The 17662-nt window shown below is 54.5% G+C and carries 16 protein-coding genes; 7 read left to right on the plus strand and 9 right to left on the minus strand.

The genetic code is table 11. The annotated features are described in order from the left end of the window. Window positions 1–220 precede the first annotated feature (220 nt). The 6 genes from ACPUC8_RS24880 to ACPUC8_RS24905 form a co-directional block, all read right to left on the minus strand. Entirely contained in the window at window positions 221–1084 is an 864-nt protein-coding gene (locus ACPUC8_RS24880) for a ketose-bisphosphate aldolase (RefSeq protein ID WP_494927663.1), read from the minus strand. 203 nt (window positions 1085–1287) lie between these two features. After that, window positions 1288–2139 carry a class II fructose-bisphosphate aldolase gene (locus tag ACPUC8_RS24885; protein ID WP_494927664.1) on the minus strand — a complete coding sequence of 284 codons (852 nt, stop codon included), beginning with the start codon at window positions 2137–2139 and terminating at the stop codon, window positions 1288–1290. A gap of 9 nt (window positions 2140–2148) precedes the next feature. Beyond that, window positions 2149–3240: a PTS fructose transporter subunit IIC gene (locus ACPUC8_RS24890; RefSeq protein WP_039328598.1), complete on the minus strand. Its 1092-nt coding sequence runs from the start codon at window positions 3238–3240 to the stop codon at window positions 2149–2151. 11 nt (window positions 3241–3251) lie between these two features. Then, window positions 3252–3566, minus strand: coding sequence for a PTS fructose transporter subunit IIB (locus tag ACPUC8_RS24895; protein ID WP_494927665.1), 315 nt, complete (start codon window positions 3564–3566; stop codon window positions 3252–3254). A 23-nt stretch (window positions 3567–3589) separates the two neighbouring features. Beyond that, window positions 3590–4060, minus strand: coding sequence for a PTS sugar transporter subunit IIA (locus tag ACPUC8_RS24900; protein WP_039328602.1), 471 nt, complete (start codon window positions 4058–4060; stop codon window positions 3590–3592). Between the two features lie 18 nt (window positions 4061–4078). Then, the gene (locus ACPUC8_RS24905; RefSeq protein WP_283227274.1) at window positions 4079–5641 is read right to left on the minus strand and encodes a BglG family transcription antiterminator; all 1563 of its coding nucleotides are present in this window, start codon (window positions 5639–5641) and stop codon (window positions 4079–4081) included. A 409-nt stretch (window positions 5642–6050) separates the two neighbouring features. On the opposite strand from ACPUC8_RS24905, the gene parC reads away from it, so the two are divergent. From parC to ftsP, 3 genes are all read left to right on the plus strand, one after another. Continuing rightward, window positions 6051–8324, plus strand: a complete 2274-nt coding sequence (gene parC / locus ACPUC8_RS24910) for a DNA topoisomerase IV subunit A (protein ID WP_039328604.1) — start codon at window positions 6051–6053, stop codon at window positions 8322–8324. Between the two features lie 38 nt (window positions 8325–8362). Next, on the plus strand, window positions 8363–9100 hold the full coding sequence (locus ACPUC8_RS24915) for a 1-acylglycerol-3-phosphate O-acyltransferase (RefSeq protein ID WP_039328606.1): 738 nt from the start codon (window positions 8363–8365) through the stop codon (window positions 9098–9100). A 108-nt stretch (window positions 9101–9208) separates the two neighbouring features. Continuing rightward, window positions 9209–10636 carry a cell division protein FtsP gene (gene ftsP / locus ACPUC8_RS24920; RefSeq protein WP_494927666.1) on the plus strand — a complete coding sequence of 476 codons (1428 nt, stop codon included), beginning with the start codon at window positions 9209–9211 and terminating at the stop codon, window positions 10634–10636. Window positions 10637–10726: 90 nt separating this feature from the next. On the opposite strand, the gene dkgA is transcribed toward ftsP, so the two are convergent. Beyond that, window positions 10727–11554 carry a 2,5-didehydrogluconate reductase DkgA gene (dkgA, locus tag ACPUC8_RS24925; protein WP_494927667.1) on the minus strand — a complete coding sequence of 276 codons (828 nt, stop codon included), beginning with the start codon at window positions 11552–11554 and terminating at the stop codon, window positions 10727–10729. A gap of 206 nt (window positions 11555–11760) precedes the next feature. On the opposite strand from dkgA, the gene ACPUC8_RS24930 reads away from it, so the two are divergent. Further along, a complete protein-coding gene (locus ACPUC8_RS24930) occupies window positions 11761–12669 on the plus strand; it encodes an AraC family transcriptional regulator (protein WP_039328611.1) in 909 nt (302 codons plus the stop codon). Window positions 12670–12751: 82 nt separating this feature from the next. Here the strand turns inward: ACPUC8_RS24930 and ACPUC8_RS24935 are convergent, their stop codons facing one another. Beyond that, on the minus strand, window positions 12752–13411 hold the full coding sequence (locus ACPUC8_RS24935; RefSeq protein WP_039328612.1) for a DedA family protein: 660 nt from the start codon (window positions 13409–13411) through the stop codon (window positions 12752–12754). Window positions 13412–13516: 105 nt separating this feature from the next. Beyond that, window positions 13517–14707, minus strand: coding sequence for a cystathionine beta-lyase (gene metC, locus ACPUC8_RS24940; protein WP_494927668.1), 1191 nt, complete (start codon window positions 14705–14707; stop codon window positions 13517–13519). A 260-nt stretch (window positions 14708–14967) separates the two neighbouring features. Between metC and exbB the strand changes: the two genes are divergently transcribed. The 3 genes from exbB to ACPUC8_RS24955 all read left to right on the plus strand — a co-directional run bounded on the left by exbB (window position 14968) and on the right by ACPUC8_RS24955 (window position 17629). Then, entirely contained in the window at window positions 14968–15696 is a 729-nt protein-coding gene (gene exbB, locus ACPUC8_RS24945; protein WP_201023795.1) for a tol-pal system-associated acyl-CoA thioesterase, read from the plus strand. A gap of 5 nt (window positions 15697–15701) precedes the next feature. Next, window positions 15702–16124 (plus strand): TonB system transport protein ExbD, encoded by a 423-nt coding sequence (exbD, locus tag ACPUC8_RS24950; RefSeq protein ID WP_039328885.1) that lies wholly within the window; start codon window positions 15702–15704, stop codon window positions 16122–16124. 182 nt (window positions 16125–16306) lie between these two features. Further along, complete coding sequence (locus tag ACPUC8_RS24955) at window positions 16307–17629, plus strand: MFS transporter (protein WP_039328883.1); 1323 nt, start codon at window positions 16307–16309, stop codon at window positions 17627–17629. The last annotated feature ends 33 nt before the right edge of the window (window positions 17630–17662 follow it).

The raw sequence follows: 17662 nt of genomic DNA on the forward strand, positions 1-17662 counted from the left end.
AAAAAGCTGCTGCAGCTGGCTTATGGAGTGCTGAAATCAGGCCGCCCGTTCGATGCAGAAATATGTCTTGCCAGGTAACTGGCAAGACGGTATCTACAAAAACCGTGCTCGACCGTCGTAGGGTTGCTATTTATGGCGACCGAAAGCGCTAAACTGGCGAGCACTATGCCAGAAATCGCGACCATAAATGTAGGGTGCGCATTTATGCACACCAGGACATTTAACGATACAGCCCCGCTTTCCCCAAGCCACCAAACAGATTCATCTTGTAGCGAATCACCGCTTTGGCGGCAGCAATCGCGTCCGGGTAAATCACGTTGGGATCCCACCAGGTTTCGCGCGCCAGAATCTCACGCAGTTTGGCGAAGTAAGCGTATTTCATATCGCTGGAGATATTGATTTTACCCACGCCCAGCGTCACCGCTTCGGCAATCTCTGCATCCGGGTTGGCTGAACCGCCATGCAACACCAGTGGAATGGTCACACGCTGCGAAATATCTTTCAGGATATGCATCTGCAACTCTGGCTTCATGTCTTTCGGATAGATACCGTGCGCGGTACCGATGGCCACCGCCAGCGTATCGACGCCGGTGCGCTGCACAAAATCTTCTGCCTGCGCCGGTTCGGTGTAGATCACTTTACTTACGCCGCCCTCCACCGTGGTACCGGTATCGCCAATGGTGCCGAGTTCACCTTCCACCGAAACCCCCACCGAGTGCGCCAGTTTCACTACCTCTTTGGTCAGCGCCACGTTCTCTTCATAAGGCAGCAATGAGCCATCAATCATCACGGAGGTGAAGCCGCATTGGATTGCCCGCAGCACCTGGGCAATCGATGCGCCGTGGTCGAGGTGGATAGTGAAGGGCACGCGGCTTTTCAACGTGCGTTCACGCACATAGCCAAAGAATTCATCGGTGACAAACTCCAGCTCGCTTGGGTGAATCGAGATGATTGCCGGGGTGTTAGTGGCTTCGGCTTCTTCTACCACTGCGCGGATAAAGCAGCTGTCTGCCACGTTGAATGCGCCAATAGCAAAGCGATGTTCACGAGCAGGTGACAACATTTCTTTCATTGAAATCAACATGTTAATATTTCCTTAACGTGAGTTTTACCAGAGCCGACGCGCGCGCCGACCCGATGATGGATATAGAAAAGTGGTATTTAAATTTTGATGCGTCTCACTGCGTTAATGACGTGCGCCTGTTTAACCGGTGCGCATATATGCGCACCCTACGGGCAGAGTCATTACCCTGTAGGGTCGCCATTTATGGCGACCAGACGCGCGTATTACGCCTTGCCAGCCGATCCCGACCAGCTCAAATACTCAATCACCACCTCGCGGCAGGCGGATTCCATTAGCCCGAGCAAATCGGCCAGCTCCGCGTGTGGATGCTGCTTGAGCGCCTGTTCTACGGCATTTTTACCGGCATCAAATACCGCCGCGCCCACGTTAATTTTGGCCACGCCATACTGACTGACACGGCGAATATCTTCGGCCGGCGTGCCCGATCCGCCGTGCAGCGCCAGTGGGCGGGTGGAGACCGCGTGCAGCTCCTGCAAACGCTGGAAATCGATCTTCGGTTTGACTCCGGCAGGGTAGAGGCCATGCGCGGTGCCGACGGAAATCGCCAGCAAATCAATCTCGGTCTGCTCGATAAACGGCAGCACATCCGCAACCTGCGTCATCTTCACCGAGGCATCCGCCAGCTCGTAAGTGGGTGCATCCGCAATGTGGCCTAATTCACCTTCAACGCAGACACCCGCCGTGTGCGCCATCTTCACCACTGCCGCAGTCTGGCGAATGTTCTCAGCCAGCGGATCGGCAGAGGCATCGATCATCAGCCCGGTAAACCCGGCGCGAAACGCCTGGCCGATCAGCGGGAAGGCTTTGCCGTGATCCAGTGCCAGCGCTACCGGCACGGTTGCGGCACCGGCCAACGCCTGTACTAATGGCACGGCCACGGCGGGTGGAAAATGCGTACTGTGCCCCTGATACACATTGAGGATCAGCGGGGCGCGCTGCTGTTCTGCGGCTTGAATCGCCGCACGTGCGGTTTCAAGGTTAAAGCAGTTGATCGCCAGGACTGCGTACTGCTGTTTGGCGGCGGCCTGAATCAGGTCATTCATCATGGCAAACATGGTGGCTCCTTATTCCAGTGTGAATTTGATCTCTTCATCGCGGACGCCAGGGGCTTCCACGTCATCGAACTCTTCATCGGCCTGCGTCACAGGTTTTTTCATCAGCGACAGCATCACGCCACACACAGCCGTACCGATACCCAGTGCCAGACAGAACATCAGGGGTTTGGTGAACAGTGGCACCACAAACATCCCACCGTGCGGCACTGGCGCTTCTACGCCCCACACCATGATCAGGCCCCCGGCGATGGCAGAGGCCACCACACAGCTGGCGACCACGCGCAGCAGGTCACGTGCTGCAATCGGGATCACGCCTTCGGTAATCATGCAGATGCCCATCGGGAAGGCGGCCTTCAACGCCTCTTTTTCCGCTTTGGTGTACTTATGACGTGTCAGCAGATACGACAGCGTGATACCAAACGGTGGGATCATCGAGCCGACAAACTTCACCGCTTCCGGGCCGTAGATGCCATCAACCAACATGCCGTCGGCGAACAGCGACATGGTTTTATTGATGGGGCCGCCGAAGTCAAAGGTCGCCATCGCGCCCAATACCGCGCCCAGCACAAATTTTGATCCGCCCTGCATGGATTCCAGCAAGTGAATCAGCGCCTTCTGTAGCCAGACAATCGGCTGACCGATAAAGGTCATCATCAACAACCCGGCGATGATGGTGCTCAGCACCGGCAGCACCATAATCGGCATCAACCCCTGCATCGACTGCGGCAGCTTGATCGTGCGGCGCAGCAGCAGCACGGTGTAACCGACGAGGAAGCCGCCCAGCATACCGCCGATAAAACCCGTACCAATCTGGCCGCAAATAAAGCCGACAATTAAACCGGGTGCAAAGCCGGGTCGATCGGCAATTGAGTAGGCGATCGCCGCACTGATCAACGGCACGATCAGCCCCATGCCCCAGCCGCCGATCTGGTTCAACATCCAGGCGATAGTGCCAGGATGCTTACCAACATCCGGGCCGCCGATCACCTGGCCGAGCGCGATACAGATCCCGGCGGCGACGATCAGCGGGATCATCCACGAAATCCCGGTGAGCAAGTGGCCTTTTATCTCCTGGCCATACTGACGTTTGTTCTCGTTCATGGTGGATCTCCTCAGGCACGCGCCAGTGAATCCGCCACTTTTTCGAGGAATTTCACCGGTGACTTAATCACCACTTCGGTTTTCACTCGTGCGATGGGTTTGCCCTGGAAGCGTTCTTCGCCTTTGATCTTCACGTCAATGGCGAGGATCACCACATCAGCGGCGTCAATGTCTTCACGCGTCAGCGCCGTTTCAGTACCAATGGTGCCTTGGGTTTCGACGTGGATGGTGTGGCCCAGCGCGTGAGCCCCTTTAATCAGTTTTTCGCGCGCAATATAGGTATGCGCGATGCCTGCCGTGCAGGCCGCTACACAGACAATATTCATGTGTCACCTCAGAGAGTTGGGTGTTAACAGAGGTCGGTTTCGGCGTACTGACTAAACAGCCGGATGATATTGCTGGGGTCGTTTTCCACCAGCAATTGGGCTATCACCTCATCATCGGCCAGCGCGCTGGCCACCTGCGACAACAGGCGAATATGGGTGGTGTTCTGATCTTCCAGTCGCACAGCGAACAGGATGATGCAGCGCACCTGGCTGCCATCAAGCGTTTCCCACGGGATATCCTGTTGGGTACGACCAATGGCGAGCGTGGTGTGGAGAACCGCAGAAGATTTGCCGTGCGGAATGGCGACGTGGTTTTCAAAACCGGTCGACCCTTCGGCCTCACGCAGCCAGACGTCTTCAATAAAGGCTGCACGATCGGTGATGGCACCGTCCTGATACAACAAATCGGTGAGTTCATTAATCACCTCTTCTTTAGTGGTCGCGGTCAGCGCCAGATTAACGCGGCGTGGCGTGAGAATGCGGGAAATATCCATGGGTGCTACCTCATTCAATTAATGTTCAGCCAAGGCGCAGGGCGCGCCGTCCGGCAGCTGGCTGCCAATCATGGCGTCAGTCACTCGCCGAATATCGTCATCGTTAAAAAATGCACTGACATACACCGCCGGAATCGCGCCGGCGTCGAGATGAATCGTGGTAATCACTAAATCCACCGTTTGGTTCTGGCAAAACGCCGCGTGATTACTGGCAGAGACCACGCCGGCAATTTCCCAGTCTGGGAAGGCACGCAAAATACGGCTTTTCAGTAGATGAGAGGTCCCCACGCCGCTGGAGCACACCACCAGAATGCGTTTATGGGCAATTTGCCGCTCCAGCGCTGCCTGGAAATGTACGCAGAGGTAGCCGATTTCATCATCTGCCACGGGCGAAAGGGCATGCGTCCGGGCGGTTAATTGCATCGCCTGTTGGGTCAGGGAAAATATTCCCTTCATTTCCTGCTGAATATCCTCCAGCAGGGGATTACGAATGTGAATATGATATTTGAGTCGATTTAATAATGGCTTTATATGTACCAGCAGTCCGTCGAATAATAACCGGTCCTGTGCTAAATCTTGCTGAATAAAAGCGGAAAACCGATCAATTAATTCACAGGTTATTTTTACGGACTCTGCGGTGGAAAACTGATTATGCACCGGGGCATTATCCCCACGCTCTTCCACCACAATGCCGGATGAAACGATATATTGATAAATAAATCCGACTTCATCTTTAGGCAGCGCGCAGCACATCCGCTGCTCAATCTGTACCACCATCTGCTGCGCGATAATCAGGATGCGCTGGTCGAGATCCTGCGCGGTGGTTGAGGTAGCAAGGGCGAGCGCGTTGCCCTGCGCCATACGATGCATCATGATCAGAATATGCGTGCAGAGATTCAGGTACCAGGCATCGCCCAGTGGGTAACTCAGCTGCTGCTCCATCTGCTGTAACAGCGCCTGCACAAAAGCCACATCCTCATCGCCAAAATAATGCACCAACGCTTGCTGGCTGCCGGGGTCAAGCCGCGGTAGCAGCGGCGTTCCGGCGACATTTTGCTGCATCACGTCATTAATCAGTGACACCATTGCCTGACGCAGCGTGTGTTCATCCCCTTCGATGTGCGTACCGCCAGGCCCGCGCTGCAGGGTCAGCCCCAAAGGTTGCAGCCACTCCTCGATCACTTTCAGGTCGTTCACGATCGAAGCGTGGCTGATAAAATAGCGCTCTGACAGCTTGCTGATGGAGGTGGCGCGGGGTGCATCGCTCAACAGCTGTGAGGCAATTTTCACTCTGCGGCTGTTTTGCCCCAGCGCATCGGCGCTGCTCTCATCGCCATTTAACTGCTGCTCCAGCTGCAAGCGTTGCTGAATGTCATCAACCCGCAGACGTACGCCGCGTCCCGGCGTTTTCTCCAGCACCATTGACCATCCACTTAGCCAGCTCTCCAGCCACTGCAAATCGCGTTGAATGGTTTTCTCTGACACGCCAAGTTGTAAAGCTAACGCTCTGGTCGGCTGCGGTGCAGCGTGTTGCAACAGCATTTTGACTAAACGGTGTTGTCGCGAAGTCAGTATTTGCATTCGGTCACCCTTTATTTTGGCTAATCGTTTTTAAGATTATTTCCTCGATATATTTATTTGGTGCCAGAAATCAGGAGCGCAAAAAATTTTTTTGTTGAGTGTAAATTTAGAAAAGGATGGCGTAAGCAACAATACTAAATGTTGTCCATGGATGCGGACAGTATTAATACGCTTCTCATGTGAGATATTTAATTGCGATCCTGCTCACAATTTATTACGGATATTAATTGTGATGCTGCTCTCATTCCTTTTTATTTTTCTAACCAATGTCACGTTATTTAAACTCACAGGTTTCTCTTCTCCACCACTGGCTTCCCTGTGACTAACTCGCACGAATAAGGTACTATCCTCGCCAAATGACCGCCGGATGTCCCGCCGTTGCGGGCCACGAAGTGAGGATGCGAGCTTAATGAGCGAATTGACGCAGGATGGTGCAGAGCGTCTTGCCCTGCACAAGTTTACGGAAAACGCGTACCTGAATTACTCCATGTACGTGATCATGGACCGCGCACTGCCGTATATCGGTGATGGCCTCAAGCCAGTGCAGCGCCGTATCGTGTATGCGATGTCAGAGTTGGGCCTCAACGCGAGTGCCAAATTCAAGAAATCGGCGCGTACTGTGGGTGACGTATTAGGTAAATACCATCCGCACGGCGACAGCGCCTGCTATGAAGCGATGGTGTTGATGGCGCAGCCCTTCTCCTATCGTTATCCGCTGGTGGACGGGCAAGGTAACTGGGGTGCACCGGATGACCCCAAATCCTTCGCCGCGATGCGTTACACCGAATCGCGTCTGTCGAAATATGCGGAAGTCCTGCTGGGTGAACTGGGTCAGGGAACGGTCGATTACATTCCCAACTTTGATGGCACCATGCAGGAGCCGAAAATGTTGCCGGCGCGTCTGCCGAACATCCTGCTCAACGGCACCACCGGCATCGCGGTGGGCATGGCCACTGACATTCCTCCGCACAACCTGCGGGAAGTGGCGGAAGCCGCCGTGCGTCTGATTGATAAACCCAATACCACGCTTGATGAGCTGCTGGATATTGTGCAAGGCCCGGATTATCCGACAGAAGCGGAGATCATCACGCCACGCGACGAAATTCGTAAGATTTACCAGAACGGTCGCGGATCGATCCGCCAGCGTGCGGTGTGGAAAAAGGAAGATGGCGATGTGGTGATTACCGCACTGCCGCATCAGGTATCCGGTGCACGTGTGCTGGAGCAGATTGCTGCGCAGATGCGTAACAAAAAGCTGCCGATGGTGGAAGACCTGCGTGATGAATCCGATCACGAGAACCCAACGCGTCTGGTCATCGTGCCGCGTTCCAATCGTGTTGATCTTGAGCAGGTGATGAACCACTTGTTTGCCACCACCGATCTGGAAAAAAGCTATCGCGTTAACCTGAATATGATCGGGCTGGATAACCGTCCGGCGGTGAAAAACCTGCTGGAAATCCTGTCTGAGTGGCTGGTGTATCGTCGCGATACGGTGACGCGACGCCTGAATTACCGCCTGGATCGCGTATTGCGTCGCCTGCATATTTTGGAAGGCTTACTGGTCGCGTTCCTCAATATTGATGAAGTCATCCACATCATTCGTACTGAGGACGAGCCTAAACAGGTCTTGATGTCGCGCTTTGAGCTGACCGACACCCAGGCCGAATCGATCCTGGAATTAAAACTGCGCCATCTCGCCAAACTGGAAGAGATGAAAATTCGTGGTGAGCAAGCGGAACTGGAAAAAGAGCGTGATCAGCTGCAGGCGATTCTGGCGTCCGAACGCAAGATGAGTAACCTGCTGAAGAAAGAGTTGCTGGCTGACAGCCAAACTTATGGCGACGATCGTCGTTCACCGTTGCACGAGCGTGAAGAAGCCAAGGCGTTGAGCGAAAACGAGCTGGTAAGCGCCGAGCCGGTGACCATCGTGCTGTCACAAATGGGCTGGGTGCGCAGCGCCAAAGGCCATGATATTGATGCAGCAGGCTTGAGCTACAAAGCCGGTGACAGCTATCTGGCCGCAGCACGCGGTAAGAGTAACCAGCCGGTGGCGTTTATCGACTCCACTGGGCGCAGCTACACGCTGGATCCGACTTCATTGCCATCCGCACGCGGGCAGGGCGAGCCGTTAACCGGTAAGCTCACGCCACCACCGGGCGCGGCATTTGAACAGGTGTTGATGGAGCCAGACGATCAAAAACTGCTGATGGCTTCGGATGCCGGTTACGGCTTTATCTGCACCTTCGCGGATTTGATTTCACGTAACCGTGCGGGTAAAGCGCTGCTGACGTTGCCAGATAACGCCAAAGTGATGACGCCAATGGCGGTGCATTCGGGCGATGACATGCTGCTGGCGATTACCCAGGCTGGCCGTATGTTGATGTTCCCGGTGGGCGATCTGCCACAAATGTCGAAAGGCAAAGGCAATAAAATCATCTCGATTCCATCCGCAGATGCCGCAGCGGGCCTGGATAAACTGCAATGGTTGCTGATTCTGCCACCGGGCAGTTCCATCACCATCCATGTTGGCAAGCGCAAGTTAATTATGCGTGATGAAGACCTACAGAAGGTGCGTGCCGATCGTGGCCGTCGCGGTAGTGTGTCGCGTGGCTTGCAGCGTATTGATAGCGTGGAAGTGAATGCGCCTGCGCGCCCAAAGAGTGACGCGAGTAGCGAAGAATAATACTGACCAGGCGATGGAATGCCAACTTTGAGGAAGCTATGTTACTAATTTTACGTACGATTATTGTTATCGTTTATTCGATTTTGGTCTGTATCTTCGGCAGTATCTGGTGTCTGTTTTCACCGCGTAATCCGCGTCACGTCGCGACTTTTGGTCATATGCTCGGTCGCCTGTCGACCGTGTTTGGCGTCAAAGTGGAGTTGCGTAAACCGGCCGATGCGGAGAGTTACGGCAACGCGATTTATATCGCTAACCATCAGAACAACTACGACATGATCACCGCAGCGAAGATCGTGCAGCCCACCACGGTCACCGTGGGTAAAAAGAGCCTGCTGTGGATCCCGTTCTTTGGCCAGCTTTACTGGTTAACCGGCAATCTGTTGATTGATCGCGACAACCGCGCCAAAGCACACGGTACCATCGGTGAGCTGGTGGCGCAGTTCAACAAAAAGAAAATCTCCTTCTGGATGTTCCCGGAAGGCACGCGCAGCCGTGGTCGTGGCCTGTTGCCGTTCAAAACCGGCGCCTTCCATGCTGCGGTGGCCGCTGGTGTGCCGATCATCCCGGTGGTGGTGTCTAACACCCATGATAAAGTGAAACTCAACCGCTGGAACAATGGTCTGGTGATTGTTGAAATGCTGCCGCCTGTCGATACCAAACAGTTTGAAACCACTTCAGTACGCAAGTTAGCGACCCATTGTCGCGAATTAATGTCTGCTAAGCTGGAAGAATTGAACGCCGAAGTCGCCGAACGCGAAAAAAACGGTAAAATCTAGCCAACCAGGGGCAGTACCGCTGCCCCATGCTCATCACAGCAATAATCCACTAACAAAAACAACATGGACACGGCGTCTTCACGCCCCGCTCAAAAGGTCTGAAGTTTTATGTCTTGCAGCAGACGTCAGTTTATTCAGCTTTCCGCCGGCGTTGCGCTGGCTTCAGGCAGCATGCCTTATGCTGCTCATGCTGCGGCACCGCCAGGCGATGTGCCGCTTCCGATTCCGCCATTGATCGAATCGCGTCGTGGTCAGCCGCTGTTTTTGACGTTGCAACGCAGCCATTGGTCGTTCAGCGGAAACAGCAACAAGGTGCCGGTATGGGGTATTAATGGCATGTACCTCGGCCCCACTGTGCGCGTGTACAGCGGCGATGATGTGAAGCTGATTTACAGTAACCGCCTCAACGAACCGGTGGCGATGACCGTCAGCGGGCTGCAAGTGCCAGGTGCGTTAATGGGCGGTGCGCCGCGTTTGATGTCTGCGGGCGTAGACTGGGCGCCAGTGCTGCCGATTCGCCAGGGCGCTGCCACACTGTGGTATCACGCCAATACGCCAAATCGCATGGCGCCGCATGTTTACAACGGCCTGGCCGGCATGTGGCTGATTGAAGATGACGTCAGCAAAGCGCTGCCGTTGCCTAAGCACTATGGCGTCGATGATTTCCCGCTGATTATTCAGGATAAGCGTCTGGATAACTTCGCCACACCGGTTTACAACCCCCCTTCAGACGGCGGTTTCCTTGGTGATACCCTGCTGGTGAATGGCGTACAGAACCCGTACATCGAGGTTTCTCGCGGCTGGGTTCGCTTGCGCTTGCTGAATGCGTCCAACGCGCGCCGGTTCGATCTGAGCTTCTCGGACAACCGTCCGTTCACGGTGATCGCCAGCGATCAAGGCTTCCTCGCCGCTCCGGTGGCGGTGCAGACGCTGTCACTGGCACCGGGTGAACGCCGTGAAGTGCTGGTAGATATGTCGCAAGGCGATGAAGTGTCGATTACTGCAGGTACCGCCGCCGGTCTGATGGATCGCCTGCGCGGTCTGTTTGAACCCTCGTCCATCCTGGCGAATACATTGGTGCTGAGCCTGCGACCGACGGGCTTACTGCCGTTGGTTACCGATAATCTGCCGATGCGTCTACTGGCGGATCAGATTCTGGATGGCGTCGCGGTGCGCACGCGTGAATTCCGCATCGGAGACAGTGCGCCGGGCATTAATGGCGCGCTGTGGGATATGAGCCGCATCGATACCACCGTGCAGCAGGGCACCTTTGAACGCTGGATTATCCACGCCGATCGTCCGCAGTCGCTGCATATTCAGGGTGTGATGTTCTTGATTAAGAATGTCAACGGCGCGCAACCGATGGGCGAGGATCGTGGCTGGAAAGATACCGTGTGGGTCGATGGCGACGTGGAGCTGTTGGTGAGCTTCCCGCAGAGTTCTTCGGATCACTTCCCGTTTGTCTACTACAGCCAGACGCTGGAGTTGGCGGATCGCGGTACGGCAGGGCAGTTGCAGGTGAACTCAGTTCCTTAAAGTAAAAGTGCGCATCAATGCGCACGCTACAATCCCGCGACAAACGCGTAGGGTCGCCATTCATGGCGACCGCTACTGAGCCGCATAATCCTACCCGTTAAACTTCTCCGGGTCTGGCCCCAAACGATTGCCGCTATCCAGCTTGGTAATCTCGCTGATCTCCGTTTTTTCCAACCTGAAATCAAACACCTGGAAGTTTTCGCGAATGCGTTCTGGCGTAACGGATTTAGGGATCACTACCAGTCCGCTATCCAGATGCCAGCGAATCACGATCTGCGCCGGGGTCTTGCCATACTTTTTGGCTAAATCGCGGATGATCTCCTGATCGAACACGCCTTTACCGCCTTGCGCCAGTGGACTCCAGGATTCTGTTTGAATGTGATGCATTGCATCCCAGGCATGCAGGGTGCGCTGTTGCAGCATCGGGTGTAGTTCAATCTGATTCACCACCGGTGAAACCCCGGTCTCATCGATCAAACGTTTGAGGTGTGCTTCGTGGAAATTACAGACGCCGATACTTTTGGTTAAGCCCTGTTTTTGCAGCTCAATTAAGCCTTTCCAGGCTTCAACATAGTGATCTTTCTCTGGGCACGGCCAGTGCATCAGGTAGAGGTCGACGCTCTCCAGCTGCAATTTCTTCAGGCTGGTTTCCATCGCCGCCTGCCAGCTTTGCTGGTCGTCATTCCACAACTTGGTGGTAATGAAAATATCTTCACGCGCCACGTCGGTATCCTGCAGCGCCTGCCCGACTGCTTCCTCGTTTTTGTAAATAGCGGCGGTATCGATGGAGCGATAACCCACTTTTAACGCTTCCACAATCGCATTGCGGGCATCCTCAATGCTAGCCTGCCATACGCCGAGTCCAAGCTGAGGCATCATATTGCCGTCGTGCAGTTTAATAATGGGTTGCTCTGCCATAGTTGCTCCTTATCTGTCGCAGTGACTTACCGTTAAAAGCGCTGTGGTTAAGTCTAGTCAACAAACTTAACCGAGGAGATCATTGTGGCAATCAAACCGCCGTTTTGCCCTGGTCATTTCTGCCAGAATCTTGCCTGATTCTCCAGAGTGGTGGAGCTTTAAGCAGCATTGCGGCACACTGGATTTTTGCTGCCAGAGAGAAAACCATGCCGAATGATGCCCTTTGCCGCCAGCTGGCGCAGCGAGTGATTGCGTTAATGAATGATGCCCGGCAACCGTTGTGCGCGGTTGATAACGTCAAGCTGATCTATGCCTGTGAAACGCTGCCGCGCACGCCGATGATGTACCAACCCGGCATTGTGATTCTGTTCCAGGGACGTAAAACCGGCTATCTCGGCAGCACGGTGTTCCACTACGATGCCACCAAATATCTGATGCTGACCGTACCGTTGCCGGTGGAGTGTGAAACCGAAGCAACGTTAGAAGAGCCGCTGGCGGGCATGTGTCTGAGCGTGGATACGGCCAGTCTGCAGGATCTGCTGATGGATATTGGCGATGATGAGCAGTTTCAGCCGCAGCTGCATACCTCGGGCATCCATTCGGCTTTTATGAGCGAGGAGATGCTCTGTGCAGCCGAACGCTTGTTGGATGTGATGAACAAACCGCGTGATGCGCGTGTGTTGGGTCCGCAGCTGGTGCGTGAGATTATTTACTATGTGCTAACCGGGCCGATTGGCGGCGCACTGCTGTCGCTGGTGAATCGTCAGACACAATTCAGTCAGATTGCGCGCGCGTTGCGCCGCATCGAAAACCATTTCTCAGAAAGCCTGAGCGTAGAGATGCTGGCGGCGGAAGTGAACATGAGCGTGTCGGCATTTCATCACAACTTTAAAGCGGTAACGCAAACCTCGCCGCTGCAATACCTGAAGCGCTATCGCCTGCATCAGGCGCGATTAATGATGTTGCAGGATGGCATGAAAGCCAGTGCGGCAGCGGTGCGCGTCGGTTACGAGAGCCCTTCGCAGTTTTCGCGGGAGTTTAAACGCTATTTCGGCGTAACGCCGGGAGAAGAGGCCAGCCGCGTGCGACTCACGTTACCGTTTGACGCCGCGTGAATGACAGGTGCGCATAAATGCGCACCCTACAAAACCTTGTTTGGTCGCCATTGATAGCGACCAAATACATGACAGCGTTTATTTACGCTTTCTGGCGGCGCTTTTTCCAAATCACCACAATGCTGCCAGCCAGCCCGACACACAGCAGCACCATCGGTAGCACCATCAGCACGGCCATCACCTGGTCTTCATGGCGCTTGATAAACGGCACCTGACTGATGCCATAACCCATGGCCACCACAATGCCGACCCACAATGCGCCACTCAGCCAGTTGAACAGCTGGAAGCGACCGTTCTGTAAGCCAGAGATGCCCGCCATGGTAGGCAGCAAAGTGCGTACAAACGCCAGGAAACGACCGACCAGCAGCGCCATCAACCCATGACGGTTAAACAGGTTCCACGCCCGCTGGTGGTATTGCGCGGGGAGGTGCATTAACCAGCTTTTCACCAACCGGGTATTCCCGAGCCAGCGGCCTTGCAGATAACTCAGCCAGCAGCCGAGGCTGGCGGCGGTGGTCAGAATCACCATAGTTGGCACGAAATCCATCACGCCTTTGGCAATCATGGCACCCGCGAGCAGCAGCAGGCTGTCGCCCGGCAAGAAAGAGGCCGGCAACAAACCGTTTTCCAGAAACAGCGTCAAAAACATCACGCCGTAGACAACCCACACGACATCTGGATTGGCCAGCGCGGCAAAATCCTGATGCCAGAGCGCGTGGACAATCTCATGTAAAACACCCATCTGCTATCCCATCGAGTCACAAGGATTCTATTTTAACGTTCTGTGGCATCGTATTCGTTGATCTCACCGATGCCACACAGAACGGTTTAGGTTTTGTTTATCTTTTTACTGCTTTAAGCGGGCAAAGCCGGCTTTCAGGTCATCTAACAGGTCATCGACATGCTCAAGACCGATGTGCAACCGCACCAGCGTTCCGGTGAAGTCCACGCCGCCAGCTGGGCGAATTTCTGCCAGTTCTTCCGGCTGGTTGGCCAGAATCAATGATTCATAACCGCCCCAGGAATAGGCCATGCTGAAGTGGTGGAAATGGTCGAGATAGTTCGCCAACTGCTCGCGGCTCAGCTTTTCATGCAGGATAAAAGAGAAGAGTCCGCTGCTGCCGTTGAAATCACGCTGCCAGAACTCATGCCCTTTGCATTGCGCTAACGCGGGGTGATTCACGCGCGCCACTTCTGGCTGTGCAGCCAGCCATTCTGCCACCTGCAAACCGCTCTCTTCATGCTGGCGCAGGCGCGTACCCAGCGTGCGCAATCCGCGGCTGGCCATGTAGGCGGTATCGGCATCTACCATCTGGCCCATCAGGTACGAATTCTCACGCAGCTGCGGCCAGCAACGTTCATTTGCAACGGCAGTACCGATCATCGCATCGCTGTGGCCAATAATGTATTTGGTGCCCGCCTGAATAGAGATATCGATGCCATGCTCCAAGGCGTTAAACAAGACGCCCGCTGCCCAGGTATTATCGATCATGATGATCGCGTCTGGCGCTTTAGCCCGCACCGCCGCCACGATGGCCGGGATATCCTGCACTTCCATGGTGATGGACGCGGGCGACTCAAGGAACACCACGCGCGTATTCGGCTGGACTAATTCACCGATTTCGCTGCCAATGCAGTGATCAAAATAGGTGGTGGAGACGTTCAGCTTACTGAGGATTTTTGAGCAGAAATCCTGCGTGGGTTCATACACCGCGCCGCTGACCAGAATGTGATCGCCTGCTTCAACAAAAGAAAGAATCGCGTTCGACACCGCCGCTGCACCGCAAGGATAAAGCGCACAGCCTGCGCCGCCCTCCAGTTCCGTCATGGCGTCCTGGAACGAGAAGTGGGTGAGCGTGCCGCGACGGCCATAAAAAAGCTCACCGGATGCACGACCTGCGGTCGCACGTTTTTTGTCAGCAACGGTGTCAAAAACCAGTGACGAGGCGCGTTGAATCACGCTGTTAACTGAGCCCTGAGTGTAACGTTTGCTGCGTCCCGCGCTAACCAGCGTGGTATCAATTTTATTCGTTGCCATCACTGCCTTTCCTGACACTTACCGCAAAACATCCACGTTACCACGAAATGTCGCACTGGGTTGATCCAGATTACGGAATATCAGAGTGGTGCCAGTATTCTGTAAAACAATGGGCAAATTGTGGAATTACAAGGCACTTTTGGATTGTAAATAGTAATGAGAACTACTATCACTTCGGTCAATTTTTTTGCTATGATCCGCGCTTCAATCGTGAACTGTGCAACAGAAGTTGGAGACGCAGCGTGGTAGCCAGTGATTTGATGCAAACGGACCTCTCCGTTTGGGGCATGTATCAGCATGCCGATATCGTGGTAAAAATTGTGATGATTGGCCTGTTACTGGCCTCAGTTGTCACCTGGGCGATTTTCTTCGGCAAGTTTGCTGAGCTGAGCGGGGCGAAACGTCGCCTGAAACGCGAACAGCAGGCACTGGGCGAAGCACGATCGCTTGATGATGCTTACCGCGCCGCCGAAAGCTTTAAAAGTAATAGCCACAGTGCTGTGCTGCTGAATGATGCACAAAACGAGCTGGAACTCTCAGCGGGTGCCGACGATCTTGATGGTATCAAGGAGCGCACCAGCTTCCGCCTTGACCGTCGCGTTGCGGCATTCAGCCGTCATGCCGGTCGTGGTAATGGCTTCCTCGCCACTATCGGTTCTGTTGCGCCATTTATCGGTCTGTTTGGTACCGTGTGGGGCATCATGAACAGCTTTATCGGTATCGCTAAAACGCAGACGACGAACCTCGCCGTTGTGGCGCCGGGCATCGCAGAAGCGCTGCTGGCCACCGCCATTGGTCTGGTTGCTGCTATCCCTGCGGTGGTGATTTACAACGTTTTCGCCCGCATGATTGCCAGCTACAAAGCCTCATTGGGTGATGTGGCCGCTCAGGTGATGCTGCTGCAAAGCCGCGATCTGGACCTCGGTAACGTGGATACCGCAAAAGAAGCGACCCGTCCAGCGGCGGCACAGAAACTGCGCGTAGGATAAGTATTATGGCGATGCGTTTAAACGATGACTCGGTAGGCGACGGCGAAATGCATGAAATCAACGTGACGCCGTTTATCGACGTTATGTTGGTTCTGCTGATCATCTTTATGGTCGCCGCGCCATTAGCCACGGTGGATGTGCGCGTTAACCTGCCTGCTTCCACCAGCGCACCGCAACCGCGTCCGGAAAAACCGGTCTATCTGTCGATCAAAGAAGATAAGCAGATTTACATCGGTAATGATGCGGTCACCAAAGAAACCCTGGTGAATGCGCTGACGGCACAAACCGAAGGCAACAAAGAGACCACCATCTTCTTCCAGGCTGATAAGTCAGTGGATTACGAAACGCTGATGAGCGTGATGGATCAACTGCGAGAAGCGGGTTATCTGAAGATTGGATTGATGGGTATGGAGACCGTGAAGAAATAATTCACCGCTCTCACCACCCTAAGGGCCGCTATTTACAGCGGCCCTTTTTATTTGCCTCGCTATAGCAATGTTAATTTCTTGTTACTTTTGGTCTCACTTTTGTAAACTGCAATGGTGAAGCAGATCACATCTATTCCTGGCGTATCCGGTTAAAACGGAAGAAAAACCCCAGGAAGATCAATATGAGTGCGAGCCAGTCTTTACAAAAGCCATCGCAAGGCGGTGCCAAAACCATCTTTAGTGTCACCAGCGGTAATTTCCTTGAAATGTACGATTTCATGGTATTTGGTTATTACGCAACGGCGATTGCCAAAACCTTTTTCCCCGGAGATGACCCTTTCGCCTCACTGATGCTCACTTTGATGACTTTCGGTGCAGGCTTCCTGATGCGCCCCCTCGGCGCGATTATTCTCGGTGCTTACATTGACCATCACGGTCGCCGCAAAGGGCTTTTATTGACGCTGGGGCTGATGGCGCTGGGTACGCTGACGATTGCCCTGGTGCCAGGTTATGCCACCCTGGGGGCCGCCGCGCCGATTCTGATTTTGCTGGGGCGTCTGCTGCAAGGCTTCTCCGCGGGTGTCGAGTTAGGCGGTGTGTCCGTTTATCTGGCCGAAGTCGCGCCAAAAGGGCGCAAGGGCTTTTATGTCAGCTGGCAGTCTGGCAGCCAGCAAGTGGCGGTGATCTTTGCTGCACTGCTGGGTCTTGGCCTGAACCATCTGCTGGCGAAAGATGCGGTCACCGAATGGGGCTGGCGTATTCCGTTTGTGGTCGGTTGTATGATTGTGCCGTTCCTGTTCTGGATCCGTCGCATGCTGGAAGAGACCGAGGCGTTTAGCCAGCGTAAGCATCACCCTTCGATGGGCCAGATTATGCGCTCGGTGGGGCAGAACTGGGCTCTGGTGCTGGCGGGGATGCTGATGGTGGTGACCACCACAGTGATGTTCTACATGATCACCGCGTTCACCCCGACCTTTGGCAAAACCGTGTTGATGATGAGTGATGAGCAGAGCTTTATGGTGACGCTGTTTGTTGGCATCTCCAACCTTATCTGGTTGCCGGTGATGGGGTCTCTCTCGGATCGGATTGGCCGTCGTCCCTTGCTAATCACCTTTACCATTCTGATGATCCTGACGACCTGGCCGGTACTGCACTGGTTAGTGGGTTCACCGAGTTTTGCGCATCTTGTGGAAGCCGAACTGTGGTTGTCTTTCCTGTATGCCAGCTATAACGGTGCGATGGTGGTGTATCTGGCTGAAATCATGCCAGCGGAAGTGCGTGCATCAGGTTTCTCGCTGGCTTACAGCCTGGCAACAGCCCTGTTTGGCGGTTTCACGCCAGCCGTTTCCAGTTATCTGATCCATGCCACCGGAGATAAAGCGATGCCCGGCGTCTGGCTGTCGTTTGCCGCGGTATGCGGATTGGTCGGTACGCTGTTGATTGGCCGTATGGTGAAACAGTATCAGGCACGCCACAGCGGTTCGCCGGTGAGTGCATCCTTGTAAGATTTGGGCGGCCTTAGGGCCGCCTTTACCCCT

This window comes from Pantoea sp. CFCC18177 (assembly GCF_059412425.1).

What these genes read in the sequence shown, in the direction of transcription:
- ACPUC8_RS24890 (WP_039328598.1), bottom strand. Translation starts at nt 3,240, where the DNA reads ATGAACGAGAACAAACGTCAGTATGGCCAGGAGATAAAAGGCCACTTG.
- metC (WP_494927668.1), bottom strand. Translation starts at nt 14,707, where the DNA reads ATGGCAACGAATAAAATTGATACCACGCTGGTTAGCGCGGGACGCAGC.
- ACPUC8_RS24880 (WP_494927663.1), bottom strand. Translation starts at nt 1,084, where the DNA reads ATGTTGATTTCAATGAAAGAAATGTTGTCACCTGCTCGTGAACATCGC.
- ftsP (WP_494927666.1), top strand. Translation starts at nt 9,209, where the DNA reads ATGTCTTGCAGCAGACGTCAGTTTATTCAGCTTTCCGCCGGCGTTGCG.
- ACPUC8_RS24930 (WP_039328611.1), top strand. Translation starts at nt 11,761, where the DNA reads ATGCCGAATGATGCCCTTTGCCGCCAGCTGGCGCAGCGAGTGATTGCG.
- ACPUC8_RS24955 (WP_039328883.1), top strand. Translation starts at nt 16,307, where the DNA reads ATGAGTGCGAGCCAGTCTTTACAAAAGCCATCGCAAGGCGGTGCCAAA.
- parC (WP_039328604.1), top strand. Translation starts at nt 6,051, where the DNA reads ATGAGCGAATTGACGCAGGATGGTGCAGAGCGTCTTGCCCTGCACAAG.
- ACPUC8_RS24895 (WP_494927665.1), bottom strand. Translation starts at nt 3,566, where the DNA reads ATGAATATTGTCTGTGTAGCGGCCTGCACGGCAGGCATCGCGCATACC.
- dkgA (WP_494927667.1), bottom strand. Translation starts at nt 11,554, where the DNA reads ATGGCAGAGCAACCCATTATTAAACTGCACGACGGCAATATGATGCCT.
- ACPUC8_RS24905 (WP_283227274.1), bottom strand. Translation starts at nt 5,641, where the DNA reads ATGCAAATACTGACTTCGCGACAACACCGTTTAGTCAAAATGCTGTTG.
- exbD (WP_039328885.1), top strand. Translation starts at nt 15,702, where the DNA reads ATGGCGATGCGTTTAAACGATGACTCGGTAGGCGACGGCGAAATGCAT.
- ACPUC8_RS24900 (WP_039328602.1), bottom strand. Translation starts at nt 4,060, where the DNA reads ATGGATATTTCCCGCATTCTCACGCCACGCCGCGTTAATCTGGCGCTG.
- ACPUC8_RS24915 (WP_039328606.1), top strand. Translation starts at nt 8,363, where the DNA reads ATGTTACTAATTTTACGTACGATTATTGTTATCGTTTATTCGATTTTG.
- exbB (WP_201023795.1), top strand. Translation starts at nt 14,968, where the DNA reads ATGCAAACGGACCTCTCCGTTTGGGGCATGTATCAGCATGCCGATATC.
- ACPUC8_RS24885 (WP_494927664.1), bottom strand. Translation starts at nt 2,139, where the DNA reads ATGTTTGCCATGATGAATGACCTGATTCAGGCCGCCGCCAAACAGCAG.
- ACPUC8_RS24935 (WP_039328612.1), bottom strand. Translation starts at nt 13,411, where the DNA reads ATGGGTGTTTTACATGAGATTGTCCACGCGCTCTGGCATCAGGATTTT.